At 62.2% G+C, this 22,707-nt stretch carries 28 protein-coding genes and 1 tRNA gene; 13 read left to right on the plus strand and 16 right to left on the minus strand.

Translation table 11 applies throughout. The features are described 5' to 3' along the window. Position 1: 1 nt before the first annotated feature. Complete coding sequence (locus ASD83_RS01995) at positions 2-679, minus strand: hypothetical protein (protein WP_056307456.1); 678 nt, start codon at positions 677-679, stop codon at positions 2-4. A gap of 27 nt (positions 680-706) precedes the next feature. Next, a tRNA-Leu gene (locus ASD83_RS02000) sits at positions 707-791 on the minus strand. A 79-nt stretch (positions 792-870) separates the two neighbouring features. Here ASD83_RS02000 and ASD83_RS02005 point away from each other — a divergent pair. Next, positions 871-1,251, plus strand: coding sequence for a RidA family protein (locus tag ASD83_RS02005; protein ID WP_056307458.1), 381 nt, complete (start codon positions 871-873; stop codon positions 1,249-1,251). Then, on the plus strand, positions 1,251-1,532 hold the full coding sequence (locus tag ASD83_RS02010) for a hypothetical protein (RefSeq protein WP_056307460.1): 282 nt from the start codon (positions 1,251-1,253) through the stop codon (positions 1,530-1,532). Before ASD83_RS02005 ends, ASD83_RS02010 begins: the two co-directional genes overlap by 1 nt. Before the next feature lie 143 nt (positions 1,533-1,675). On the opposite strand, the gene ASD83_RS02015 is transcribed toward ASD83_RS02010, so the two are convergent. Beyond that, positions 1,676-2,347, minus strand: a complete 672-nt coding sequence (locus tag ASD83_RS02015) for an RluA family pseudouridine synthase (RefSeq protein WP_056307462.1) — start codon at positions 2,345-2,347, stop codon at positions 1,676-1,678. A 75-nt stretch (positions 2,348-2,422) separates the two neighbouring features. Here ASD83_RS02015 and ASD83_RS02020 point away from each other — a divergent pair, with 75 nt between their 5' ends. The 4 genes from ASD83_RS02020 to ASD83_RS02035 all read left to right on the plus strand — a co-directional run bounded on the left by ASD83_RS02020 (position 2,423) and on the right by ASD83_RS02035 (position 5,285). After that, positions 2,423-2,959 carry a methylated-DNA--[protein]-cysteine S-methyltransferase gene (locus ASD83_RS02020; RefSeq protein ID WP_056307464.1) on the plus strand — a complete coding sequence of 179 codons (537 nt, stop codon included), beginning with the start codon at positions 2,423-2,425 and terminating at the stop codon, positions 2,957-2,959. A 6-nt stretch (positions 2,960-2,965) separates the two neighbouring features. Next, entirely contained in the window at positions 2,966-3,838 is an 873-nt protein-coding gene (locus ASD83_RS02025) for a CHAD domain-containing protein (RefSeq protein WP_056307467.1), read from the plus strand. A 2-nt stretch (positions 3,839-3,840) separates the two neighbouring features. Then, positions 3,841-4,308 (plus strand): CYTH domain-containing protein, encoded by a 468-nt coding sequence (locus ASD83_RS02030; RefSeq protein ID WP_056307469.1) that lies wholly within the window; start codon positions 3,841-3,843, stop codon positions 4,306-4,308. A gap of 74 nt (positions 4,309-4,382) precedes the next feature. Beyond that, a complete protein-coding gene (locus tag ASD83_RS02035; RefSeq protein WP_056307471.1) occupies positions 4,383-5,285 on the plus strand; it encodes a DMT family transporter in 903 nt (300 codons plus the stop codon). Here ASD83_RS02035 and ASD83_RS02040 read toward each other — a convergent pair. Next, on the minus strand, positions 5,269-5,835 hold the full coding sequence (locus ASD83_RS02040; protein ID WP_056307473.1) for a gluconokinase: 567 nt from the start codon (positions 5,833-5,835) through the stop codon (positions 5,269-5,271). The genes ASD83_RS02035 and ASD83_RS02040 overlap by 17 nt on opposite strands. Further along, positions 5,804-6,574, minus strand: a complete 771-nt coding sequence (locus ASD83_RS02045) for a glucose 1-dehydrogenase (protein WP_056309791.1) — start codon at positions 6,572-6,574, stop codon at positions 5,804-5,806. The genes ASD83_RS02040 and ASD83_RS02045 overlap by 32 nt, the downstream gene beginning before the upstream one ends. 221 nt (positions 6,575-6,795) lie before the next feature. Between ASD83_RS02045 and gndA the strand changes: the two genes are divergently transcribed. Further along, entirely contained in the window at positions 6,796-8,214 is a 1,419-nt protein-coding gene (gene gndA / locus ASD83_RS02050) for an NADP-dependent phosphogluconate dehydrogenase (RefSeq protein ID WP_056307475.1), read from the plus strand. 109 nt (positions 8,215-8,323) lie between these two features. Here the strand turns inward: gndA and ASD83_RS02055 are convergent, their stop codons facing one another. The 4 genes from ASD83_RS02055 to ASD83_RS02070 form a co-directional block, all read right to left on the minus strand. Next, the gene (locus tag ASD83_RS02055) at positions 8,324-8,809 is read right to left on the minus strand and encodes a GNAT family N-acetyltransferase (protein WP_056307477.1); all 486 of its coding nucleotides are present in this window, start codon (positions 8,807-8,809) and stop codon (positions 8,324-8,326) included. Beyond that, positions 8,787-10,118: a TCR/Tet family MFS transporter gene (locus ASD83_RS02060; RefSeq protein ID WP_056307479.1), complete on the minus strand. Its 1,332-nt coding sequence runs from the start codon at positions 10,116-10,118 to the stop codon at positions 8,787-8,789. Before ASD83_RS02060 ends, ASD83_RS02055 begins: the two co-directional genes overlap by 23 nt. A gap of 84 nt (positions 10,119-10,202) precedes the next feature. Next, positions 10,203-11,381 carry an FAD-dependent monooxygenase gene (locus ASD83_RS02065; RefSeq protein ID WP_156385689.1) on the minus strand — a complete coding sequence of 393 codons (1,179 nt, stop codon included), beginning with the start codon at positions 11,379-11,381 and terminating at the stop codon, positions 10,203-10,205. An 8-nt stretch (positions 11,382-11,389) separates the two neighbouring features. Next, positions 11,390-11,635, minus strand: coding sequence for a zinc-finger domain-containing protein (locus ASD83_RS02070; RefSeq protein WP_056307483.1), 246 nt, complete (start codon positions 11,633-11,635; stop codon positions 11,390-11,392). A gap of 319 nt (positions 11,636-11,954) precedes the next feature. Here ASD83_RS02070 and ASD83_RS02075 point away from each other — a divergent pair, with 319 nt between their 5' ends. The 3 genes from ASD83_RS02075 (at position 11,955) to ASD83_RS02085 (ending at position 13,964) form a co-directional block, all read left to right on the plus strand. Continuing rightward, positions 11,955-12,725 (plus strand): alpha/beta fold hydrolase, encoded by a 771-nt coding sequence (locus ASD83_RS02075; RefSeq protein WP_056307485.1) that lies wholly within the window; start codon positions 11,955-11,957, stop codon positions 12,723-12,725. An 81-nt stretch (positions 12,726-12,806) separates the two neighbouring features. Continuing rightward, on the plus strand, positions 12,807-13,631 hold the full coding sequence (gene cysE / locus ASD83_RS02080; protein ID WP_056307487.1) for a serine O-acetyltransferase: 825 nt from the start codon (positions 12,807-12,809) through the stop codon (positions 13,629-13,631). Positions 13,632-13,745: 114 nt separating this feature from the next. Continuing rightward, on the plus strand, positions 13,746-13,964 hold the full coding sequence (locus ASD83_RS02085) for a DUF3126 family protein (protein ID WP_056307489.1): 219 nt from the start codon (positions 13,746-13,748) through the stop codon (positions 13,962-13,964). A gap of 180 nt (positions 13,965-14,144) precedes the next feature. On the opposite strand, the gene ASD83_RS02090 is transcribed toward ASD83_RS02085, so the two are convergent. Next, positions 14,145-14,792 carry a hypothetical protein gene (locus ASD83_RS02090; RefSeq protein ID WP_156385690.1) on the minus strand — a complete coding sequence of 216 codons (648 nt, stop codon included), beginning with the start codon at positions 14,790-14,792 and terminating at the stop codon, positions 14,145-14,147. Between the two features lie 107 nt (positions 14,793-14,899). Between ASD83_RS02090 and ASD83_RS02095 the strand changes: the two genes are divergently transcribed. Next, positions 14,900-15,220, plus strand: coding sequence for a DUF6949 family protein (locus ASD83_RS02095; RefSeq protein WP_056307493.1), 321 nt, complete (start codon positions 14,900-14,902; stop codon positions 15,218-15,220). Positions 15,221-15,325: 105 nt separating this feature from the next. Here the strand turns inward: ASD83_RS02095 and ASD83_RS02100 are convergent, their stop codons facing one another. From ASD83_RS02100 to ASD83_RS02110, 3 genes are all read right to left on the minus strand, one after another. Beyond that, positions 15,326-15,952, minus strand: coding sequence for a transglutaminase-like cysteine peptidase (locus tag ASD83_RS02100; protein ID WP_056307495.1), 627 nt, complete (start codon positions 15,950-15,952; stop codon positions 15,326-15,328). Between the two features lie 138 nt (positions 15,953-16,090). After that, positions 16,091-16,726, minus strand: a complete 636-nt coding sequence (locus ASD83_RS02105; protein ID WP_056307497.1) for a PilZ domain-containing protein — start codon at positions 16,724-16,726, stop codon at positions 16,091-16,093. A gap of 105 nt (positions 16,727-16,831) precedes the next feature. Beyond that, positions 16,832-17,485: a PAS domain-containing protein gene (locus tag ASD83_RS02110; RefSeq protein ID WP_056307498.1), complete on the minus strand. Its 654-nt coding sequence runs from the start codon at positions 17,483-17,485 to the stop codon at positions 16,832-16,834. Between the two features lie 181 nt (positions 17,486-17,666). On the opposite strand from ASD83_RS02110, the gene ASD83_RS02115 reads away from it, so the two are divergent. Together ASD83_RS02115 and ASD83_RS02120 are read left to right on the plus strand one after the other, a co-directional pair. Continuing rightward, positions 17,667-18,407: a rhomboid family intramembrane serine protease gene (locus ASD83_RS02115; RefSeq protein ID WP_056307501.1), complete on the plus strand. Its 741-nt coding sequence runs from the start codon at positions 17,667-17,669 to the stop codon at positions 18,405-18,407. Between the two features lie 145 nt (positions 18,408-18,552). Next, entirely contained in the window at positions 18,553-20,346 is a 1,794-nt protein-coding gene (locus ASD83_RS02120; RefSeq protein WP_156385691.1) for a hypothetical protein, read from the plus strand. A gap of 149 nt (positions 20,347-20,495) precedes the next feature. Here ASD83_RS02120 and ASD83_RS02125 read toward each other — a convergent pair whose 3' ends face one another. The 3 genes from ASD83_RS02125 to ASD83_RS02135 form a co-directional block, all read right to left on the minus strand. Then, the gene (locus ASD83_RS02125) at positions 20,496-21,872 is read right to left on the minus strand and encodes a phosphomannomutase (RefSeq protein WP_056307505.1); all 1,377 of its coding nucleotides are present in this window, start codon (positions 21,870-21,872) and stop codon (positions 20,496-20,498) included. A gap of 18 nt (positions 21,873-21,890) precedes the next feature. Beyond that, on the minus strand, positions 21,891-22,322 hold the full coding sequence (gene arfB, locus ASD83_RS02130) for an alternative ribosome rescue aminoacyl-tRNA hydrolase ArfB (protein WP_056307506.1): 432 nt from the start codon (positions 22,320-22,322) through the stop codon (positions 21,891-21,893). Between the two features lie 159 nt (positions 22,323-22,481). Then, a complete protein-coding gene (locus ASD83_RS02135; RefSeq protein ID WP_056307508.1) occupies positions 22,482-22,706 on the minus strand; it encodes a hypothetical protein in 225 nt (74 codons plus the stop codon). Position 22,707: the final 1 nt, after the last annotated feature.

Below are 22,707 nucleotides of genomic sequence, written 5' to 3' on the forward strand. Positions count from 1 at the left end.
GCTAACCCCGCTTCTCGCCCAGCCAGATCACATGGCGCGCGCCCTTGCCGCCGCTGCGCGCCCGCACCTTCACTTCATCCACCGCAAAACCCGCAGCAGCCAGTCGCTTGGTGAACGGCTCGCTCGGATGCGCCGACCAAACCGCCAGCACGCCACCCGGCCGCAGCGCCGCCCATGATTTCCTGAGCGCCGCCAGCCCATAGAGCTTATCGTTCTGTTCCCGGCTCACGCCATCCGGCCCATTGTCGACATCGAGCAGGATGGCATCGTAAGCCTCTTTGCCCGCCGCGATCACCTTGCCGACATCGTCATTGATGATTTTTACCCGCGGATCATCAAGGCAGCTGCCGAAAACCGGAGTCAGCGGTCCGCGTGCCCAGGCGATGATCTCGGGCACCAGTTCGGCCACGACAAGCTCGCTGTCCGCTCCAAAGCAGTCCTGCGCCGCGCGCAGGGTAAACCCCATGCCGAGCCCGCCGATCAGCACCCGCGCCTTGGCCCTGCCGCCGATGCGTTCGGCGCTGAGCGTTGCCAATGCTTCTTCCGAACCGCTGAGGCGGCTGTTCATCAGCTCGTTGGTGCCGAGCATGATGGAGAATTCATCCCCACGCTGCATCAGTTTCAGCTGGGTTTTGTCGCCCGGAACATTTGCCGTATCGAGATGGATCCACGGTCTCATGAGCGTCTCGAACGTTGCTTGGGGGAATGGTGCGGGCGACGGGAATCGAACCCGTACAGCGTTAGCCGAGGGATTTTAAGTCCCTTGTGTCTACCAGTTTCACCACGCCCGCTTGGCTCGGTGGCCCGTGTTTGTCACAAGGCGGTGCGCAAGACAATTGCGCCCAGACGATTCTCAACTCCGGAGACGAGATGATCGAACGCATCGAAACCGGCATCGCGCCATCCTCCGCGCCGATCAATGACGCCGTGCGCGCCGGCAAGCATGTTTGGCTCGTCGCCATCGCCGAAGATCCGGTTACCGGCGATATCGTCGAAGGTGGCATCGAAGCGCAGGCGCGCCGCTGCATCCAGAACCTCGAGATCGGCGTCAAAGCCGCCGGGGGCACGCTCGCTAATCTCGTCATGGTGCAGATTTTCCTTGTCGACAGCGCCGATGCGGCGGGCATGAACGCGGTCTATCGCGAATTCTTCACCCAGCAGCCGTTCCCGGTGCGCGCGACCATCGTCGTCAAGGAATTGCTTGCAGCAGGCCTCAAAATCGAAATCACAGCCACGGCGGTTCTGGACTAATGCTGCTCAAACTTTCGCTTCTCGAAGACATCAAGGCCGGCAAGGTCGACGTCATTTTCCGCCGCTGGAATCGGCCTACAGTGAAGTCAGGCGGCACGCTCAAGACCAAGCTCGGCCCGCTCTCGATCCTGTCGGTCACCGACATGAGTGCCGACGACGTTACCGATGCGGACGCAAAACGCGCCGGCTTCAAGGATGTGGCTGATTTCCGCAAATGGCTCGACACGATGAAGGAAGGCAGCATTTTTCAGCGCATCCAGGTCGCGTTCGAGGGCGAGTGAGGTTCGTGCCACGCCCTTGTGGTTCGAGGCTTTGCTTGCGCAAAGCACCTCACCATGAGGGCTGTTTGGAAAAGCTGATACCCCAGTAGACCTCACCCTGAGGCGCGAAGCGTAGCGGAGCCTCGAAGGGCGAGGGCGTGTTGCTAGAACGGCGTCGGCGCCACGAAGGTCATGAATTCATTGGTGGTCGGATGGGTAAAACCCAACTCCGCCGCATGTAGCTGCAGCCGGTCCGCCGCCTTGAAGTCTGCCTCTTCGGCATAGAATGCGTCGCCGAGGATGACGTGGCCAATCGCCAGCATGTGCACGCGCAACTGGTGCGTGCGCCCGGTCAGTGGCACGAGTTTGACCCGCGTCGCACTGGCCTCGCGCTCGATCACTTCCCATTCGGTCTTGGCGTGGCGGCCATTCTCGAAATCGACCCGCTGGCGCGGCTTGTTTTCCCAGTCCGTCGCCAGCGGCAGGTCGATGACGCCCCTGTCTTCCGCGATAATCCCCGAAACGCGCGCGATATAGCTCTTGGTCGTCTGCCGGTGCTCGAACTGGCTGCCGATGCGGCCATGCGCGCGCTTATTGAGCGCCAACGTCAGAACGCCCGAAGTGTCCTTGTCGAGCCGATGGCACATGCCCGCCGTCGGCCAGGTTTGCCGCGCGCGATATTCGATGCAGTCCCAAAGGCTCGGGTCCTTGCCGGGCACACTCAGCAGCCCGCTCTGCTTGTCGACCACCAGAATATCGTCGTCCACGTGGAGCACGTTGAGATAGGGATCGGTGGGCGGGAAATAGTCGAGCAAAGTGGGCATGGGACCGGGCATATCAGCCCTCTAGCAGAGGTTTTGCCATTTGACCAAGCGTTTGCCGCGCCCCGGCCCGCGCGCTATGATGGCGCCATGTACAGCACCACCTTCGCAACGGCGCTCGGCGAATTTGCCCTGGTCTGGACGGACCGCGGCATCAAGCGCGTCTTCCTGCCCGGCGGCGAAGCTGCGGAAGTTGAACAGCGTCTTGCCAAACTGGGCGCCGCGCCCAGTGTCCCCGATCGCGCCATCGCCGCCATTCTCGACCAGATCGAAGACTATGCCGAAGGCCAGCAGATCGATTTTTCCGCTATTGCCCTCGATCTCGACGGCGTGCCGGATTTCCATCGGCGCTGCTACGACATTCTTCTTACAATCGGCTGGGGCGCAACCAGCACCTATGGCGATATAGCCCGCCAGCTTGGCGATGTCGGCCTGTCGCGCGCCGTCGGCCAGGCCATGGGCGCCAATCCGATCCCGCTCATCATTCCATGCCATCGCGTCCTGGCCGCCGGGGGCAGGGCAGGTGGCTTTTCCGCTCCGGGCGGAACGTCGGCCAAACGCACCATGCTGGCGCTCGAAGGGGTCAGCATGGGCGCCGCTCCCGGCCAGATGCAGTTCGCGTTCTGAGCAGCCATGAGCTTCTCCTTCCGCCAACGCCGCCGGGTGGCCCATCAGGTGCGCGAAAACGCGGCGAGGCAAGTCGAAGCCGCGCTGGCGGAAAGCCGGGCAGGCGGCGATTTCGACAAAACGGTCCATAAGCTGCGCCGCCGCTGCAAGAAAATCCGTGGCCTCCTGCGCCTGGTCGAGCCCAATTTCCGTCATTTCGAGAAGGAGGATGCCGCGTTCCATGACGCCGCCGACGCGCTCTCCGCCTCCCGCGATGCTACGGTTATTCTCGAAACGTTCGACAGGCTTGAGAAGCAAAACGTGCCGCCGGAAACCACGCAGCGATTGCGCCGCGACCTCGAAGAAAACGCCCGCCATGTGGCCCGAGCGGAGGATCGCGCGGCGCTGCTCATCGGCTTTGGCGATGCCATGGTGGCGGCGCAGGTGCGTGTCGAGGGCTGGACCTTCAAGGCGAAGGGTTTCGCCCTCCTCGAACCCGGCCTGGGCGATACCTATGCGCGCCTCCGCGAACGCATGAGACACGCGCGGCACACAGGCGGCGACGAGGCCTTTCACGATTGGCGCAAGGTCACCAAGAGCCACTGGTTTCATGTTGCCCTGTTCAAAGCCGCCGCCCCAGAAAGACTCGGCGCGCGAAAAGATCAGTTCGACGCCATGGGTGAGTTTCTCGGCGATCATCATAACCTCGCCGTGCTGAGCGAGCGGCTTGTGGCGCTCGGTGGCCCGCTTGACGAAACGCTGGCAAAGGTGATCGAGGAGCGTAAAGCCAGCCTCGCCGCCAAGGCCTTCGCCCTGGGCCGGCAACTGACCGTCGAAAGCCCCGCTGAACTCGTCGCTCAGTTCAAGAAATTCTGGCAGCTGCTTCCAAAGGATACCTGACTATGGCCCAGGAAATCGAGCGCAAGTTCCTCATATCCGGCGATGGCTGGCGGTCGAACGTGCAAAGCTCCTCCCGCCTGCAGCAGGGCTATCTGTCGACCAGCGCCAAGGCCACTGTCCGCGTGCGCATCTATGACGACCGCGAGGCGGTTCTTACTCTCAAGGGAAAGCCCGAAGGCATTGCCCGCGCCGAGTTCGAATATGCCATTCCGCTCGAAGACGCGCGCGAACTGATGGAAATGGCGCGGCCAAACGTCATCGAAAAGCGCCGCTACAAAGTGCCGTTCGAGGCCCATACCTGGGAGGTCGATGTCTTCGAGGGCCACCACGCTGGCCTGATCCTCGCCGAGGTGGAGATGGCCTCGACCGACGAGCATGTCCATCTGCCCGATTGGCTTGGCCGCGAAGTGTCGGACGACGATCGCTACGCCAATGCCAGCCTGTCGCGAAATCCCGGCATTCCCTCCTGAATCCCGGATCGCACTTGCGGGGCAGGGTGCGCGCGCTTAGACAGGGCACACCCTCCGCCTTGTGACCCCGCCTCATGCCCAAGCAGAATATCGCGGCCGCCCTCTGGCTATCGACGGGCGGCCTTGCCGTCATGTCCGCCATGTCGGCCGCCATCCACGAAGTTGCCGGCGAAGTGCCAACCGGCCAGATCATCTTCTGGCGCAGTTTTGTCGCCCTGTTGCCGACCCTGACCTATCTCGCCGTTCGCCGCGAACTCGGTCAGTCGATCCGCACGCGCTATCCGCACAAGCATCTGGTGCGTGGCCTTTTGGGCTGTGCGGTGATGTTCTTTTCCTTTGTGTCACTGCGCTATCTTTCCGTCGGCCTGGCGACAGCGCTCACCTATCTGGCGCCGATCCTCTCGATTGCCGCCGCTATGCTTTTCCTGCGCGAGCGGCCGGGGGCAACCATATTTCTCGGCGTCGTCCTCGGCTTTGCCGGCATCGTGCTCATGCTGTTCCCGGCTCTGGTCGGCACCGAGCTGCGCGATGGTACGCTGACCGGTGTTGGCGCCGGCATCGCCATGGCGGCCACCAATGCGCTCTCCCGCGTGCAGGTCAAAGATCTCACCCGCACCGAACCGCCCGCCAGCATAGCGCTCTCCTTCGCGCTGATCTGCTCGCTGGTTGGCCTTGCCTCCTCGCTCCTCGGCTGGGTCGAGTTGACCTCGACCCAGTTTGCGCTCCTCGCGGGAGCGGGCCTCTTGGGCGGCCTCGGCCACGTGCTGATGATGGAATCGGTCGCCCGTGCGCCGGTTTCCGTGCTCGCGCCCTATGAATATACCGGCATCATCTGGGCCTTCGGCTTTGACCTCGTGCTGCTCGGCATCGTGCCGTCGGCCTGGGCGCTGGCCGGCGCATTGGTCGTCGTCGCGGCGGCCGCATTGGTTGCCTATGGCCAGGGCCGTTTTGGACGAAAGGCTATTGCCAGCGCTTGAAACTTTTCAGGTGGCTGAGTGAGCCGGTTACCGTGGTGACGATGCGGTTCACCGGGTCCGTAACCGGCACCAGAAGCACATTCTCACTTGCCGGGTCCGGCACTTCCAGCGTCGCGAACTGGCTGTCGAGCAGGCTCGTCGGCATATATTCGTGGCTGCGCTTGGCCATGCGCTCGGCGATCACTTCCCGGCTGCCGTCGAGATAGACGAACAACACCGGCTCGCCGGCCTTCTCGGTGATGAAATCGCGATAGGCCTTCTTCAAAGCCGAGCAAGCGCCAACCGCCACGCCCTTCTTCTTCTCCGCCGCTTCTTTCAGCGCCGCTGCCAACGCTTCGAGCCAGGGCCAGCGATCTTCATCGGTCAGCGGTGTGCCGGCGCGCATTTTTTCGACATTGGCTTGCGGATGATACTTGTCGCCATCGAGAAACGGCGCATGCAGCGCCCGGCCCAACTCGGCGCCCACGGTCGATTTTCCCGACGAGCTGACGCCCATCACGATGATGATTCTGGCCGGTTCAAACGACTGCGGTAAAGGCGCCATCGACATAAAGAATGTGTCCGTTCACAAAACTGGAGGCATCGGATGCGAGGAAAATAGCGGCGGGCCCCAATTCCTCTACCTCACCCCAACGCCCCATTGGAGTACGCTGTTCCACCCAGGCATTGAAGGCCGGATCGGCGATCAGTGCCTCGTTGAGGTCGGTCTTGAAATAGCCCGGTGCGATGGCGTTGACGTTGAGGCCCTTGCGCGCCCAGTCCGCCGCCATGCCGCGCGTCAGGTTGGCAATAGCTGCCTTGGCCGCGCCATAGGGGGCTGCGGTCGGCCGTGCATGATCGGTCAGGATCGAGCAAATATTGATGATCTTGCCGCGCCCGCGCTCGATCATGCCCTGCACCACGGCCTGGCTGACCGAAAAGGTCGCGGTCACATGCGTCGCCATGATCTTTTCGAAATCGTCGTGCCGGAAGGTTTCGAGCGGCCCGCGAATCTGCATGCCGGCATTGTTGACCAGAATATCGATCGGCCCGATTTCGCCCTCGCAGTGGCGCACAGCCTCGCCGACGCTTTCCGGGCTCGTCACATCGAAGGCGAGGGCGGTTACATCCGCCCCGGTTTCCGCCAGGTCCGCTGCCGCCGCGCCGAGCGCCACCTCGTCGCGCGCATTGAGCACAATCCTGGCGCCCGCACCCGCCAGCGCCTTGGCCATGGCAAAGCCCAGTCCGCGGCTCGATCCTGTCACCAAGGCGCGCCGTCCCGTCAGGTCGAATGGCGAACGTTCGCCCATGGTCATTTCCTCCGCGCTTCCTGCCTTCTTAGCCAACCGTCGCGCCGCAAGGCAAGTCGGGATGAAATCTTCCATACAAGAACTTGAAATGGTCGAAATTTGCGCGATCCGCACTTTCATCATCTGTCGCTTTGTGGTCATTGTCGCCTCCGAGTGCTATGCACCCTGCGCATGGCCCAAAACGCCTTTAGTGGCGACGAAGACCTCGGAAGGAATGCTTCATGGCAACTGCGGATATCGGGCTGATCGGCCTGGCCGTTATGGGTTCGAACCTGGCGCTCAACATCGCCGAAAAAGGCTACACCGTTGCCGTGCATAACCGCTCGGCTGGCCGCATCGACGAGTTCGTCGCGGAAGCCAAGGCGCAGGGCCTCGACCAGAATACCATCCCGAAATACGATCTTGCCGATTTCGTGCAGACGGTGAAGGCACCGCGCTCGATCATCATCATGGTCAAGGCCGGCAAGCCGGTCGACGAAATGATCGAACAGTTGCTGCCGCATCTCGAAGCCGGCGACGCGATCATCGAATGCGGCAATTCGCTGTTCACCGACACGCAACGCCGCTTCGACTATCTCAAGCCCAAGAATATCGGCTATCTCGGCGTCGGCGTTTCCGGCGGTGAAGAAGGCGCCCGCCATGGCCCCTCGATCATGGTCGGCGGCTCCAAGGAACAGTGGCACAATGCCGAGGCGGTCCTGACCGCCATCGCGGCAAAATTCAACGGCGAAAGCTGCTGCGCCTATCTCGGCGAAGGCGGCGCCGGCCACTTCGTGAAAACCATCCACAATGGCATCGAATACGGCGACATGCAGATGATCGCCGAAGTCTATGGCGTGATGCGCGATGGCCTCGGCATGAATGCCGCCCAGTGCGCCGACGTCTTCAAGGAATGGAACAAGGGCCCGCTCAATTCCTACCTTATCGAGATCACCGGCCACGTCCTCGCCGCTGTCGATCCCGAAACCAATTCGCCGCTCGTCGATCTCATCCTCGACAAGGCCGGCCAGAAGGGTACCGGCGTGTGGTCCGCCATCGTCGCCCAGCAGATGGGTGTGCCCGCGACCGCCATCGAAGGCGCCGTCGCTGCCCGCTCGATCTCCTCGCGAAAATCCGAACGCGTTGCCGCTGAAGCCATCTATGGCAAGCCGAACCGCGCCAAGACCGATGTGACCCTCGCCGATCTTGAAAAGGCGCTGCTCGCTGGCAAGATCGTTTCCTATGCCCAGGGCTTTGCCGTCATCGCCAAGGCTTCGGAAGAAAACGGCTGGGCCCTGCCGCTCGCCACGATCGCAAAAATCTGGCGCGCCGGCTGCATCATCCGCTCGCGCTTCCTCGATCAGATGTCCTCAGCCTATGCCAAGGGCGAAGCCACCAACCTGCTGGTCGTTCCCGACTTCGTCGCGATCATGAAGGACGCCCACCCGAGCCTTCGCAAGGTCGTCGCGGGCGCCGCCATCGGCGAATTCCCCATGGTCTGCCTCTCGGCTGCCCTCAGCTATTTCGACAGCTACCGCCAGGCCAAAGGCACAGCCAACCTGATCCAGGGCCAGCGCGACTTCTTCGGCGCCCACGGCTTCGAAATCGAAGGCCGCGGCGGTGACCTCCACGGCACCTGGCCGAGCACTCTCGGCAAGTAAGAAAAAGAAAGCCCCGCTTCGGCGGGGCTTTTTTTTATGGTCTTTCCTCAGACTCGCCAGCACCCACTGGATGTCAGCGCTGGTGAATCACGCCGGCTGCCGGGAGCGTCTAAACCAGCATCTTGAACATCACAAAACTGTCCACATACCCATGGACCGGATGCTTGAACGCCTTGGGCAGCGTGCCGACAATTTCAAATCCCAACCGCTGCCATAGCGCCACGGCCCGCACATTCGCCGAAACCACGTGGTTGAATTGCATCGCCCGGAAACCGTGTTCTTTGGCCACCACTTGCGAATGCTCACACATAGCGGCTGCAACGCCTTTGCCCTGCGCCTTGTCCGAAACCATATAGCCGCAATTGGCCACATGCGCCCCGCCACCGCGCTGGTTGGCTTGCAGATAATAGGTCCCGAGGATGCCGCCCGCGTCCTCGGCCACGAAAACCGCATGCGCGGGCAGAAACCAGTAGTCCCGCATTGCTGCGTCGCTGAGGTCGCTGTCCACGGCATAGGTTTCGCCCGCCCGCAAAACCGGCGTCACGATTGCCATGATGGCGGTCTCGTCGGCCTCAGCGGCGGGGCGGATTATCATCGGGATCATCCTCGATCGGCGCGACGCGCAATTGTCCCGGCGGTGGCAGATCCGGCGCCACCGGATGATCGGCGACGGACGGACGATGCGTCAGTTCGAACTTCCACGCCGCAATGCCGAAGACCAGCAGCGCGACGAGCACGGCAATGCCGCAGGCAACGAACGGCGCGCCGGGGAAGTAATGCGCAGTTTCGGGCGCGCTGTAATAGGAGAATATCTGCGTCGCCCCGAGCGGCCCGATGATCGTCGCCAGCGAACTCGCCGCATTCACCGCGCCCTGCAATTCGCCCTGGCTATTGTCCGGCACCTGACGCGACAGCACGCCATTGATCGCGGGCGGCGCGAGGCCACTCACAGTGCCGACCGCAATGAACAGGTAAAGCTGGTAGACGTCGGCCGAAAAAGCGATGCCAGCAAAAGCCGTCGCCGCAAACAACAGACCCACGATCCCCACGGCCGGTTCGCCGATGCCCTTGGAGAGCGGACCCGCCAGCACCGCCTGACTGAACGCAAAACCGATGCCGAAGGCGCCGAGCGTCCGGCCGATGGTCGAGGAGGTGAAACTGAACACTTCCACCGTGAAATAGCTGAAGATCGTCGGTAGGGCCTGCGTCGCGAGCTGCAGAAAAAACAGCACCGCCAGCAGCCACAGCACCGACGGATATCGCTGGAGCGCCATCACGGCACCCAGAGGATTGGCCCGCTTGATGTTGAACTTGCGCCTGTTAGCCTTGGGCAGGCTTTCGGGCAGCACCAGCAGCCCGAACAGGAAATTGGCAAAGGCGAGACCGGCCGCTGCAAAGAAGGGCACGCGCGGCCCCAGTTCACCCAATTCACCGCCAATGACCGGCCCGATGATAAAGCCCAGCCCGAACGCCGCGCCGATCAAGCCAAACCGATGCGTGCGCTTATGCGGCGGGGTGATGTCGGCCATATAGGCCGTGGCCGTCGCCAGCGCCGCGCCCGCGATACCGGCGATGATGCGGCCGATGAACAGGTACCAGACGAAGGGCGCGATCGACATCATCAGATAATCGAATGTCAGCCCCAGCAGCGAAGCCAGCAAGACAGGCCGCCGCCCGAACCGATCCGAGAGATTGCCCAAAATGGGCGAGAAGACAAACTGCATGAACGCATAGGCAAAGACGAGATAACCGCCGATAACAGCCGCGTCCGCAACTCCCCCGCCCGTCAGCTCCTCCAAAAGCTCGGGCAGTACGGGCACGATGATGCCCACGCCGATCATGTCGAGCAGAATGGTGGTGAGGATGCAGGCAAGGGTCAGTCGGGAGCGTGTCGCAGCTTGCATGCGGTATTCCGTTCCCTTTCAACCAGTCAGCCCTTGTGCGCGCAATTGACACGGGCCGCCCCCGCAACGCAAGGGCGTTGGGATCTATTGCTTTTGCTCTTCCGGCGCCACGTCGTAGCCGTAAACCCAGCCCAGCCGATCGAGATGCGCGCGCGGCCCCTGTAGCCGCATGACAGCGTCCCGCGCGAGTGATAGCGGCCATCCCATATGAAAAATACGGCCATTGCTGGCCGAAAGTTTTGCGACCCGGGCTACGCGATTTTGCCGGACAGCCGCGTAACGCGCGAAAGCGGCTTCGGGTTCGGCATGTTCGGCCAACAATGGCCCGAGCACCGCGGCATCCTCGATGCCCATGGCGGCGCCCTGCGCCTGGAACGGCACCATGGCATGCGCCGCGTCCCCGATGAGGCCGATATTGCCTTTGTGCCAAAGAGCCGTCGTTACCGTATAAAGCGGCCAGGGCGTCCAGCTGTCGCCCGCCGCAGCCAGAATCACACCCAGCGCGCCCCTGCCTTTAAGTTTTGGCGTCCTTGGATTGTCGCCGGCCTTGCCCGGCAAAAACAGCGCAAGATTGACCTGTTTCCGATGCGGCAGCGGATAGCAGACGAGGTGATGTCCTCTGCCGAAAAACACCGACGCGCGGTCCATGGCAATCTGGCTTGCGACCGAGTCGGCCGGCACCAGCGTCCGCCAGGCCACCCGCCCGCCAAATTGCGCGTCCGGCCCCTCCAGCACGCGTCGGCGCGTATGGGAGTGGACACCATCGGCGCCGATGAAGGCATTGGCGCGCGTCGTCCGCGTCTGGCCATTGGCCTCGTCCACCACAACGGTCACGCCACGGGCGTGCGAAACCACGTCCCAATTGCGAACCCCGAAAATGATGTCGATATTGGCAAAGCGTCGCGACGCCTTGTAGAGCGCATCAGCCAGATCGGCCCGGTGCATCACGGCATAGGGCGCGCCAAAGCGCTGCTCCATGATCGCGCCGAATTCCATGCTGAAAAACGGCTTTGATTGGCCGTGCCGATAGGTATCGAGAGCCGCCGGCTCGAGCGCAGTTCGGGCGAGAGAATCGGAAAGCCCGAGCCGGTCGAGAATACGGCGCGCATTGGGACTGATCTGGAGGCCGGCTCCGGCCTCCTCCATCGTCGCATGGCGTTCGAGCACAACGACCGTCGCCCCGAACTTGGCGAGGGTCAGCGCCAGCGTAAGGCCGGAAATACCTGCCCCGGCAATGACATAGTTACGGCCCGTAGCGGGCATGGTCAAACTCAGGCAGCGTGCGCCGTAAAGATCGCGGAAGCCGGGTTGGCGTTACCTTCGCCGAGCTCGGGCTTATAGATGTAAAGCGTCGAGCAATAGGGGCAGACCGCTTCGCTGTCCTTGCCCATGTCGATAAAAATATGCGGATGGTCAAATGGGGGCAGGGCGCCGACGCACTGGAACTCCTTGGAGCCAACCTCGATGCTGCGGAGGCCTTCAGTGTTGTGGAAATGGGGCGTCGTGCCGTGTGCCATGGTCAAACCTGTGGGGTCGATATTTTGCGCCGGACCATAGCCAAGAGAGGCTGGGAAGGAAAGAGGCGGTCGGCCGCAGGAGCACGAGAAGTGTGTTGGCCCAAAGCTCAGCCCCCTCCTAGTAGCCCTCATGGTGAGGCGGGAGGCGTAGCCGACCCTCGAACCACGGGGGCGTGCCCCAGTGCTGCAACGCCACGCCCCCGTGGTTCGAGGCTTTGCTTGCGCAAAGCACCTCACCATGAGGGCTACTGCGGGACGGCTCCTGAGCACTGGCCTCATCCGATTGGTCGGGCTAAACACTCCCCAAAAGGAAGCCGCCATGCCCCAATTTCAATCCAGTGGATATTCCCTCGCTTACGAATCCGCCGGCGAAGGTCCCGCAGTCCTCTGCATCCACGGCTTCGCCTCAAGCGGCAAGGTCAACTGGATCGACACCGGCTGGGTCGAAACCCTCACCGGGGCCGGGTACCGCGCCATCACTTTCGATCATCGCGGCCATGGCCAATCAGACAAGCCGCACGACCCTGAAGCCTATTATCCCGAGCGGATGATGGACGATTCCATCGCGCTTCTCGATCATCTCGGCGAGAAGCGCGTCGCCGTGCTGGGCTATTCCATGGGCGCCCGCGTCGCCGCCTTCCTCGCCTTCCACTATCCCGAGCGGGTGGCATCAGCCATTTTCGGCGGCATGGGCATGAACCTGATCAATGGCCTGACCGACGGCAATGACATCATTGCCGGGCTGCGCGCCCCGCGCCTCGCCGATCTGACCCATCCGACGGCCCGCCAGTTCCGCATCTTTGCCGATCATACCGGCTCCGATCGCGAGGCGCTGGCTGCCTGTATGGAAACCTCGCGCCAGCCCATGGCCCGGGCTGATGTCAGGCGAATCGAGGTTCCGGCGCTCGTCGCCGTGGGCGAAGCCGACGAAATGGCTGGCCCCCCGGAGCCGCTGGCCGAATTACTCCCCAAAGGCGAAGCCTTCACCATTCCCAAGCGCGATCACATGCGCGCCACGGGTGACGCCAAATTCAAGGCCGCGGCCCTCGAATTCCTCAGCAGAACTTTTCCCGTTTCCGCGAAACCGTGAACCAAAGTGCTTGCGAGGGCTTTGTGTTGAACAACCAAATGCCTTATATCGGTAAGTCTCGATAAAGCGGAGTTGGACGCTATGAGCGGCAGTGCCCATAAGTCGGCGCAGATCAAATCGGTCGATCCCGTGTGGGAAGCCGTGCGCGTCGGTGCCCGCCAGATCATCGATTCCGATCCCGCCCTGGGGCAGATGGCGCTGACCACGGTACTCAATCACGATTCCTTCGAGGAAGCGCTGGCCCATCGCCTTGCCTCCCGTCTCGACCATGAAGACGTCTCGGCCGACATCATCCGCCAGACCTTCGCTGAAGTCCTCCGCGACAGCCCTTCCATCGGCGAATCCGCGCGCGTCGACCTCGCCGCGACGCTTGAGCGCGATCCGGCCTGCCATCGGGCCATCGAGCCCTTGCTCTATTTCAAGGGCTATCAGGCCATCCAGACCCATCGCTTCGCCCATGCTCTCTTCAAGGCCGGACGTCGCGATTTCGCGCTCTATCTCCAGAGCCGCGCCAGCCAGGTTTTTCAGGTCGATATCAATCCCGCCGTCGTCATGGGCAAGGGCATCATGCTCGATCATGGCACCGGCCTCGTCATCGGTGAAACCGCCGTCGTGGGCGACAATGTCTCAATGCTGCAGGGCGTCACCCTCGGCGGCACCGGCAAGGCCGATCAGGATCGCCACCCCAAGATCGGCAATGGCGTCCTTATCGGCGCGGGCGCCAAGGTTCTGGGCAATATCCGCGTCGGCGATTGCTCGCGCATCGGCGCCGGCTCGGTTGTCCTCAAGGAAGTGCCGCCACGCACCACCGTCGCCGGCGTGCCGGCCAAGGTGATCGGAGAAGCCGGCTGTGCCCAGCCCGCGCTCGTCATGGACCAGATGGTGCTGGTGCACGACAACGGCTGACCGGCGGGGCAAGTCTCTGAGGCAGGTTGTCACCGCTAAAATGACAGTGCCGGGGGTTGCCAGCAGCCCGTGACGGACTAGATTGCGCGCCAACCCAACAGCAGGACGATTGCCGTGAACCATCCCGAGATCATCAAGCTGCAGAAATTCCTGCAACGCATGTTCAACAACAAGAACATCGATGTCCGCCCGCGCGCCAAGCTCAACGACTCTGTCGAAGTGTTCGTCGGCGACGAGTCGATCGGCCTGATCCACGTCGATGACGAAGACGGCGACAAGTCCTACATGTTCTCGATGTCGATCCTCGATATCGATCTGGACGATATCGACTGACGGCGCCTAGGGCATTTCCCAGTAGCCCTCATGGTGAGGTGCGCAGCGTAGCCTCGAACCACGAGGGCGTGGCTGGATGTTTCAGCGTCCCGCCCACTAACTCGATTGTCACCCCGGCCTAAAGCCGGGATGACAATCGAAATTTCAGCAGGAGCCGTCATATCCAGGCGGCGAAGCGCCTTAATTAGCGCCGATCCTCTCCAGCCATTTCCCCATTTCCGCGTCGAAATCGCGCCAGGCCGGCAGCAGCGTCTCGTCAAAACTGTAGATGGCCGCCAGGCCGCTCGCCAGATGCACCGTGCGGACGCATTTGTCCGGCGCTTCGGCCTCGATGGCGTCTATGCACTTGGCGACAAAGGGTTTTGGCGCCAGCGCGTCATACCAGATCGTTTCCCCAGCATATCCATTGCCCTCGAGCTTCTGCCCGATAAGCCCCGGCACGCCCGTTTCCGTGCCCTTGGCGAATTGGTGCACATAAACACTGTCGAGCAGTTCGCTGCTGGACTTGGCTCGCGAGCGCGGCAGCAGCGTCACATCGACCTTGCCAAGCGGAAATTCCACCGAAAGATCGATCTGGCTGACGAAGCCGCTTTGCATCTGTTCGCCGAAGCGAAACCAATTCTTTGGAATCGTCAGTTCGCGCCCGCCAACCGTCTGCGCTAGCGCCTCGCCGTCATTGAGCGAAGGCGCCTTGCGGCCGTCCGAGCGGCCCGCTTCATCCACAAGATAGGCGATGCCCAGCGCTGCCAGCATCACCACCAGCGCAATGCCCGCAAGGTTCTGCATCAGTGCGGGGGAGCGGGGGGCGGAGCGCGGCAAAGCAGTCATGGCCAGCGTTAACCAGTTTTCTGAAGCGGAGGTGACACATCACTTCAGCCGCAATATGGTTACCAAAGAATTAACATTGCCGAGGGTCGGCGGCAGAGGAGGCAGGGATGACGCGCGAACTTTTGCTTGCGGCGTTCATCATGGGCGTGGGGCTGTGCATTGCCGGCGCCGGGACGCATCTTTATCAGGCGCTGTCCCGCCAGCAGGCCATGCTCCGCATGGATGGACGAAGCCTCGCTGGCGCTGCGGGGCATCTGGTCATGAGTATGATCTGTGGGCCCTACATCATGCTGCACATGGGCTGGCAGCGTGAAGACAGCAGCACGCTGTCGATGACGTCGGCACTGATCGGCGCGCTGGTCGGGTTTAGCTGGGCCTTCGTCACCGGCCTCTTTTTCATGAGCCTCTACGTCGTCGCCATCCGCTGACGCGCAGGCGCTTCTGAATACAACAAGGCCGGCCTCGCTGTAGCGAGAGCCGGCCTTGTTCATCAGGTCCCTATCAGGGTTTAGTCGGGGCAGGACCCGGAAAGCTTAATTGTTGGCCGCCACGATGGTCATGCGATCATCGAGCATATCGACCCACTGGCCGGCATGGGCCTGGGACTGGCGCTTGAGGTATTGATAGGGCGTCTCGTTCCAGACGCGCACCGCGCTTTCCTGGTTGTCGAGCACCAGATCGCCGCGATCGGTCCGCACCATCAGCACGGCATGGCCGCTGCCATCGCTCTGGCGCACCACGGCAATAAGCAGCGTGCTGGGGGACCAGCCGGCCTCGATCAGGGCCTGGCGCTTGGCGAGCACGAAATCCTCACAGTCGCCATAGCCGCTCGTGGGGTAGGTCCAGAACTCTTCGACCTGATAGAGTTCCTGATCCGTCACCGGAATAATGGTCTGGTTGAAATGCGCGTTGATGGAAACGAGCTGCTGCCAGTTGCTGTCCGTCAAGGTCACGGCCGCTTCGACCGTGCCATTGGCCTGGCATTCGCCGGGCCGCGACCGGCAGAAATCGAGATGCCCCACCGGAATGGACGTATTGGTGCTGGCAACCTGCACATAGGCTGCATTGGTAAAGTCGATAGCCGCACTGGGTTGAGCCCAGATTGCGAGCGTCGCTGCAGCCAGGCCGGCCACCATCAGACGCTTATTTCGGATTGCCATAACGCGATCTCCCTGATGGAGACCACGCTAAAGGCGGCCGATTGCCCCGGTCCGAAAACTACCGGGCAGTTTTTATGCGTGTTTTAGCCGGTGGAGTAAGGGTGCGTTTACGCTAACCGCGCGGGTGGCCCATCAGGCTCAGTTCATGACCCGCAGGTTCTGCTGCACGACATTGAGCATTTCCTGCGCCGCCGCGAACTCCACGGCCACCCCATTCTGGAAGTGCCGCACGACGCGGGCGCGCATGCGGCCAAGCGTGATCGGGGTTCCCATGGCGGGGCGCACATCGAGTTCGATGGCCGCGCCCGAGAGCGAAATGTCGATGATCTTGCAATTGTAGCGCCGGCCATCGTCCAAAACGACCGTCGAGTGCCTGAGATCGGGCACGACGCGTTCGTGCCGGCGATCTTCGGGCAGGTTGAGCACGTCCTTGTTGGCAAGCCAGGTGAGCTGCGCCGCCATCTTGTCGCGTTTGCGCGCCGTCGCAGCGATATCCATCAGGAAGCCACCATCCACCTGCTTGAGGATAGTGCCTTCGATACGGCCCATATGATCGAGATAGGCAATGATGCGCTCGCCCTCGATGCCCGGCACCGGCGCAATCACCACGGCATCGCCGGGCGACATTTCGAGAACCTGACAGGGAAATTCGCGCCGATCGGCCAGCATGTAGCGGCCAAGGATGGAAACCTTGACGCGCTGAAACCGCCCTTCCTGTGCCCGAGGCTGGGAAGGGGAGGGAATGCGTGCTGAATCGAGATCGTCACTGAGCATGCGTTCACCGGTCCCCGCCCGCACATAATTGTGCAAGCATCGTAACGATTCTCGGTTAACGCTTGGTTGGTGCGGAAGCGACCGGGCCGGCCGATCGCGCAAGATTTAGTTCCGGCCGCCGTCGATTACGGCGAGGTGGGCATAGCGTCGGGCGCTGCGGCCATAAATGGTCGTCTGCATCGCCATGCTGGAGGCTGCCGGGGCAAAGCCGATGTCGTTCACAACGCTGGCCGCGACTTCCGGCATCGAGTCTTCGCGCGGCATTTCATCCGGCCAGATCAGACGAAGGCCGGTGATCCGCTGCTCGGCAATCGGCTGCACGCCAAGCCAATAGGGCTCTTCCGTTGCCGTCATGCCGCCAAGAATGCGCGTGTGGCTCGAGCCGTTGTGACGCAGCGGCATCAGGATCATCTCGAAGGATGTCTTGGTGTGGAGCGCGGTCGAGCCCTGGAAAGTTACGAGCGCCACGGCATGATCTTCCGTCACGGCGCGGATCAGCGTTTCCATTGCGTCCTGGTCACGGTCGTGCCAGAGCGCGGAGAAGGAGCGGCCCTTGAGTTCACGGCAATAGCTGGTGCAAAGCTGCGAACCGGCCAGGCGGAAGGAGAATTTATCCTCGTCATTGAGTTCGAGGATGAACGTATTGGCCAGAGCCTCGCGGATGCGGGTCGGATCGATGTCCTTGCGGTCGGGCGCGCTGCGGGCACCACGAATCGTGTTCCAATAGGTATAGAGCGTATTGGTGCTCGGCATCTGCATGGTAGGACCCGCTTGTTTAGAAGCGGCATCCGATCTCCGTGAGAGAGTCTCGCCGCACCGACGACAATGACAAATCGGCAGGGCGATTGCCCGCTTAAACATTAATTAAGGTTAACGCGGCTGTCCCAATGTGGAAAAGCTTTGCGGAAGCCAGGGAATGCAGGGTTTTAGGGAGAAAACGATGAGTGAACCCGAGCAGAACCCCGGTTCCCAAGGCCGCCCGCCGCGCGAGCCGATCTTCCTCCTGCCCACGGCAGTGACGGTTCTTGTCGGTATTCTCGTTGCGATTCACCTTGCAGCAACCATGGTGCTTAACGAGGCGGGGCAGACTCAGCTCTACTTCTGGTTCGCCTTCCAGCCCCTGCGTATCGTTCTGGCACCGCAGGATATCTCGGTCGCGATTCCCTTGCTCTGGACGCCATTCTCCCATGCCTTCCTCCATGGCGGCTGGGATCATCTGTTCGTCAACGTAGCCTGGCTCGTCATCTTCGCCAGTCCCGTCGTGCGCCGTTATGGGGCAGGGCCCATGCTCGCCATCTTTCTCGTTTCGGCCGCCGCCGGCGCCGCGTTCTTCGCCGCCACCTCGCTCTATTCTGGCGCTTATCTCATCGGCGCCTCCGGCGGCATCGCGGGGCTAACGGGCGCCGCCGTCCGGTTCATCTTCCAGCCGGTGCTCTATGCGCAGCACCCCGAAACCGGCCAGCGCGTCGTTCTCGGCCGGCGCCTCGCCACCCTGCGCGAAGTCTTCGTCAATCCGCGCTCGCGATTCTTCACCCTGATCTGGCTGATCCTCAACGCCGCCGTCCCCCTCGCGCCGCTCCTCATGGGCGCCAGCCTCGGCATTGCCTGGCAAGCGCATCTGGGCGGCTTCTTCGCCGGCCTGCTGATGGTCGGGCTTTTTGAGCGCAAGCATCATCAATAGGTCTCGCATGTGACGAACTGCGGCCCTCCGGGGCGCCATTCGTCACACCACTTGCATTTGCCTGCCCGAAAATAGGCCTATATGCCTTGTCTATGAGACTGTTGGGCGGCACGGTGCAAACGCCGCCAGCAACCGGGAGAAAAACATGTCTTTGAACGTCGTCACCAGGCGCGGCCTGGCCGGGATCGCCGCAGCATGTCTGGTCAGCGTCGCGCTACCTGCTGCTCCCGCCATGGCCCAGAAGGTGAAAACCAAGCCCACTGAGCAAACGGCAACGGCCGAGCCGCCGGTATTCTCCGTTTCCATTCCCACCGTCGAAGCCGTCGATTCCAGCATCGATGCCGATACCATCAAGGCGATTCTGAGCGGCGCGCTGGTGGAAAACGCCGATGCGCTTGCCGGCCTCAACGCCACCAGTATCACGGTTCCCGAAATCATCCTGACGGTCACCTCCACCGTCGATGGAGTGAAGGAAGACGGCGTTCTTACCTTCAACAACCTGGTGCTCGAAAACGTCGTCGATGGTGTCGCGGCCAGTGCCCGTCTTGAAGGCTCGAACTTCGATGTCGAGGACGGCCATGCCGAAATGGGCAGCACCTCGGCCACCAATTTCAATATTGGCGGCATGCTCGGGGTCTATGGCCTTGTCGATGCCGGTGGCTCCACCGAGATGCAGACGCTTTACGCCGATTTCCTGATGGAAGGCGGCACGTTCGAAGCCGAAGACGTCAGCTGCGATTTCGGCCCGGTCAGCGGCGCCGAAGTGCGCGGCCGCCCCATGGAGACGTCGTTCCTCGAAATCATGACGCTGGCCCAGCAGATGGAGGACGACCCCGAAATGGCCGATCCGGTCTTCATGGGCAAGTTCATGCGCATGTATGCCGACATCCTGACGGCCTTCGAGAGCTCCGAATTCACCTTCGACGGTTTCTCCTGCGCCGGTACCGATGACGAAGGCCGCCCGATGGCCGTTGAAATCGGCAATGTCATCATGGCGGGCATGTCGCCGGGCATCTATCCGCAGATTTCCATGGATGACTTCGCGATCAAGGTCGAAGGCGACGGCTCGATCACGCTTGGCAATTTCACCATCAAGCAATTCGATCTGTCTGCAACGATCGCGGCTCTCGCCAATGCGCCCGAAGAAGTCGACGAATCCTGGCTCGAAACCAACGCCCGCGCCCTTATTCCGGCTTTTGACGGCTTCTCCTTCTCGGGCCTTGCCATCGATATTCCCGATCCGGATGCCGACGGCGAACGCATCGTCGCCGATATCGACGATTTCGATCTGTCGCTCTCCAATTATATCAACGGCATCCCCAGCGCCGTCGATACCTCGGCCAGCGGCATCCGCGCCGCACTGCCGGAAGACACTCAGGATGAGCAACTCCAGCAGCTGATCGCTCTTGGCATCACCAAGATCGATGCTGCTTTCCGCCTCGCCGCTGCCTGGAACGCTGACACCAACAGCATCGATGTGGAAGAAGTTTCCGTCTCGGGCGTTGATCTGGCGAGCGTCGTGCTCTCGGGCACCATCGCCAATGCCACCGAAGCCCTGTTCTCGCTCGATGAGAACGAAGCTCTGATGGCCGGCATGGGCGTCGCCATCAAGGCGCTCAACCTCGACGTGACCGATAGCGGCCTCTCCGACATTATCCTCGCCGTCGCAGCCGCCGATCAGGGTGCCGACCCGGCAACCCTGCGCCCGGTCTTTGCCGGCCTCGCCGAAGGCACGATCATCGGCATGATGGCCGGCGCCGCCGATGCCGCCAAGCTCGGCTCGGCCGTCAACCAGTTCGTCAGCGGCACCGCCAAGTCCCTCAATATCGGCATCGAGGCCAAGACCGATCCCGGCCTCTCCATGGTCGATTTCATGACCGCCGAAGAAGACCCGACCAGCCTCATCGGCAAGGTCAACATCACCGCCTCGGCGAAGTAATCAAACAAAAGGGGCGGCCACTGGCCGCCCCATCTTATTGCGCGTTGGATTTCCAACAAACTCGATTGTCACCCCGGCGAAGGCCGGGGCCCATCCTGAGATCTCAAGATGGATCCCGGCCTTCGCCGGGATGACAGCTGGTGGTTGGCTTACCGCACCGCCTTCTCCAACGCCGCCATCGACCACTCCAACAATTCCGTCGCCCGCTCCGCCGTCCCTGCCTCGACATAGGCCCGCAGTTCCGGCGCATTCCCCGAGGCCCGGAAATGCACCGTTTCCCCGCCCGTCAGATGAAATTGCAACCCATCGATCGCGTTGACCGCAGCGATGCCATGCTGCGCAAACACCTCAGCGGCAAAAGCCCCATCCGTCCGCAATCGCTCCAGAAACGCCGCGCTTCGCTCGCCCGGCACATCCTGCAACCGATCCGCCACAGCCACCTGTAGCGGCAGCTTCGCGACCAGTTCCGCCACCGAAATCCCGTCCTTGGCCGCCAGCCCCAGCACTGCAATCACAGGCAGAATCGCGTCCCGCGTCGGCAATGCCGTCAGCTCAAAACCGCCCCCGACAAACGTTCCGCCATTGGCCTCAAAGCCCACAACCGAATCTGCGGTCGCCATTCCCGCCACGACGAAGGGCGAACCCACGCGCGTCCGCACCACGTCCTCAAAATATCCGGTGCGCTCGATCGCCGAATTGGACGTTACCGGCGTCACCACCACCTTGGCCCCAAGAAACCGCGCCGCCAGCAGTCCCAGCGCGTCCCCGCGCACGAAATTGCCCGCGCCGTCCATCACCAGTGGCCGATCCGCATCGCCATCGGCGGACACAATCGCATCCAGCCCATGCTCGCGCACCCAAAGGGGCAGGGGCGCAAACAGCGCGTCCGAAAACGCCTCCGTATCCACAGGCACGAACACATCGCTTCGCCCCAGCGCAACAATCTCGGCGCCCAGATCCGCCAGCACCTGCCCCAGCAGATCGCGCGAAACGGTGGAGTGCTCGAAGACCCCAATTTTCCACCCACCAAGCGCCCCCTTGGGCAGCAGCGCCACGCACCGCGCGGCATAGGCCGTCATCGCCTCCGCATGCTCATCCTGCGCGCGGAACGCCGTGTCCAGCACATCCGCATCATCAAGCGCAGCAACAATCCCCGCCTCGTCGTCCTTGCTGATCTCTCCGGCCGGCTTGTAAAATTTCAGCCCATTGCGATCCGCCGGAATATGGCTCCCGGTGATCATCACCGCCGCGCTACCCGTCTTCATTGCCTGCAAGGCCAGCGCCGGCGTCGGCACCGCGCCGCAATCGACCGGCTCGAATCCCGCCGCCGCAATCGCATTGAGACAGTCGGCAGCAATCGCCGGGCTCGATGGCCTCAGGTCATAACCCACCAGTACACGCCCGCCCGCCATTTGCCCGGAAGTCTGCAAATGCCGCAAAAACGCCGCCACATAGCGCCGCGCCGGCTGCCCTTGCAGGTCCGTCACAAGCCCGCGCACGCCGCTGGTTCCGAATTTGAGGCTCATGGAAAAGTCCTTGAATAACTAGTCGTCGACCCGCGGCCGCCCACGGCCCTGCTTCACGCCCGAACGCGTCGTCTTGGCATCGAGCCGCCGCTTTTGGGAGGCGAGGGTAGGGCGCGTCGCAATCCGCGGCTTGGGCACATAGGCGCCCGCTTTCAGCAGTTCCACCAGCCGCTCCAGCGCGTCGGCGCGGTTCATCGGCTGGTCGCGGTGATTGTTGGCGACAATGACGATGACGCCATCCTTGGTCAGCCGGCTGCCCGCCAGCGTGCCCACGCGCCGCTTCATCGCATCGGAAATATTGGGGGAATTGGCGAGATCGAAGCGCAGTTGCACCGCGCTCGCGACCTTGTTGACGTTCTGCCCGCCGGCACCGGTGCCGCGGACGAACGTTTCCTCGATCTCGCTGGGATCGATGGAAACGGTGCGGGTTATGGCAATGCGTTCAGCCATCAGCCCGCACCGTTCTTAGGTCGTGTGGACAGTTGAGTCATAGCGCGACGAAAATGGTGATTTTCGAGAACCGGAGCGGAGCGTACGTTTGGGTACGTGAGCACCGGAAGCGGAGAAAATTGCCATTTGCAGACCGATATGACCAAGTGTCCGCATGACCTAGCGCTTCCAGCGCCCGGTGAAGTAGACCTCTTCATCGTGGATGATGCGGCCTTTTTCGGTCGTCCGGAATTTACCCGGCTCGGCTTCTTCCACCCATTTTTTCTTCAGCATGCCGGCAAAGGTCTTTTCGCCGATATCCTTGAAGTCATCCGGGCCGAGGACATTGTCCTCGCCCAGATGATAGAGCGCTTTCATTTCGCGGTTGGACGGACGCTGCGGCATT

The organism is Devosia sp. Root685 (assembly GCF_001427875.1).
Taxonomy (GTDB): Bacteria; Pseudomonadota; Alphaproteobacteria; order Rhizobiales; family Devosiaceae; genus Devosia.

Bases quoted from the DNA above. Each gene is read 5' to 3' on its own strand.
- ASD83_RS02030 (WP_056307469.1), top strand. From the start codon at position 3,841: ATGGCCCAGGAAATCGAGCGCAAGTTCCTCATATCCGGCGATGGCTGG.
- ASD83_RS02010 (WP_056307460.1), top strand. From the start codon at position 1,251: ATGCTGCTCAAACTTTCGCTTCTCGAAGACATCAAGGCCGGCAAGGTC.
- ASD83_RS02115 (WP_056307501.1), top strand. From the start codon at position 17,667: ATGAGTGAACCCGAGCAGAACCCCGGTTCCCAAGGCCGCCCGCCGCGC.
- ASD83_RS02135 (WP_056307508.1), bottom strand. From the start codon at position 22,706: ATGCCGCAGCGTCCGTCCAACCGCGAAATGAAAGCGCTCTATCATCTG.
- ASD83_RS02075 (WP_056307485.1), top strand. From the start codon at position 11,955: ATGCCCCAATTTCAATCCAGTGGATATTCCCTCGCTTACGAATCCGCC.
- ASD83_RS02120 (WP_156385691.1), top strand. From the start codon at position 18,553: ATGTCTTTGAACGTCGTCACCAGGCGCGGCCTGGCCGGGATCGCCGCA.
- ASD83_RS01995 (WP_056307456.1), bottom strand. From the start codon at position 679: ATGAGACCGTGGATCCATCTCGATACGGCAAATGTTCCGGGCGACAAA.
- ASD83_RS02005 (WP_056307458.1), top strand. From the start codon at position 871: ATGATCGAACGCATCGAAACCGGCATCGCGCCATCCTCCGCGCCGATC.
- gndA (WP_056307475.1), top strand. From the start codon at position 6,796: ATGGCAACTGCGGATATCGGGCTGATCGGCCTGGCCGTTATGGGTTCG.
- ASD83_RS02060 (WP_056307479.1), bottom strand. From the start codon at position 10,118: ATGCAAGCTGCGACACGCTCCCGACTGACCCTTGCCTGCATCCTCACC.
- ASD83_RS02125 (WP_056307505.1), bottom strand. From the start codon at position 21,872: ATGAGCCTCAAATTCGGAACCAGCGGCGTGCGCGGGCTTGTGACGGAC.
- ASD83_RS02110 (WP_056307498.1), bottom strand. From the start codon at position 17,485: ATGCAGATGCCGAGCACCAATACGCTCTATACCTATTGGAACACGATT.
- ASD83_RS02035 (WP_056307471.1), top strand. From the start codon at position 4,383: ATGCCCAAGCAGAATATCGCGGCCGCCCTCTGGCTATCGACGGGCGGC.
- ASD83_RS02015 (WP_056307462.1), bottom strand. From the start codon at position 2,347: ATGCCCGGTCCCATGCCCACTTTGCTCGACTATTTCCCGCCCACCGAT.
- ASD83_RS02065 (WP_156385689.1), bottom strand. From the start codon at position 11,381: ATGCCCGCTACGGGCCGTAACTATGTCATTGCCGGGGCAGGTATTTCC.
- ASD83_RS02045 (WP_056309791.1), bottom strand. From the start codon at position 6,574: ATGGGCGAACGTTCGCCATTCGACCTGACGGGACGGCGCGCCTTGGTG.
- ASD83_RS02105 (WP_056307497.1), bottom strand. From the start codon at position 16,726: ATGCTCAGTGACGATCTCGATTCAGCACGCATTCCCTCCCCTTCCCAG.
- arfB (WP_056307506.1), bottom strand. From the start codon at position 22,322: ATGGCTGAACGCATTGCCATAACCCGCACCGTTTCCATCGATCCCAGC.
- cysE (WP_056307487.1), top strand. From the start codon at position 12,807: ATGAGCGGCAGTGCCCATAAGTCGGCGCAGATCAAATCGGTCGATCCC.
- ASD83_RS02090 (WP_156385690.1), bottom strand. From the start codon at position 14,792: ATGACTGCTTTGCCGCGCTCCGCCCCCCGCTCCCCCGCACTGATGCAG.
- ASD83_RS02095 (WP_056307493.1), top strand. From the start codon at position 14,900: ATGACGCGCGAACTTTTGCTTGCGGCGTTCATCATGGGCGTGGGGCTG.
- ASD83_RS02025 (WP_056307467.1), top strand. From the start codon at position 2,966: ATGAGCTTCTCCTTCCGCCAACGCCGCCGGGTGGCCCATCAGGTGCGC.
- ASD83_RS02055 (WP_056307477.1), bottom strand. From the start codon at position 8,809: ATGATAATCCGCCCCGCCGCTGAGGCCGACGAGACCGCCATCATGGCA.
- ASD83_RS02070 (WP_056307483.1), bottom strand. From the start codon at position 11,635: ATGGCACACGGCACGACGCCCCATTTCCACAACACTGAAGGCCTCCGC.
- ASD83_RS02020 (WP_056307464.1), top strand. From the start codon at position 2,423: ATGTACAGCACCACCTTCGCAACGGCGCTCGGCGAATTTGCCCTGGTC.
- ASD83_RS02100 (WP_056307495.1), bottom strand. From the start codon at position 15,952: ATGGCAATCCGAAATAAGCGTCTGATGGTGGCCGGCCTGGCTGCAGCG.
- ASD83_RS02040 (WP_056307473.1), bottom strand. From the start codon at position 5,835: ATGTCGATGGCGCCTTTACCGCAGTCGTTTGAACCGGCCAGAATCATC.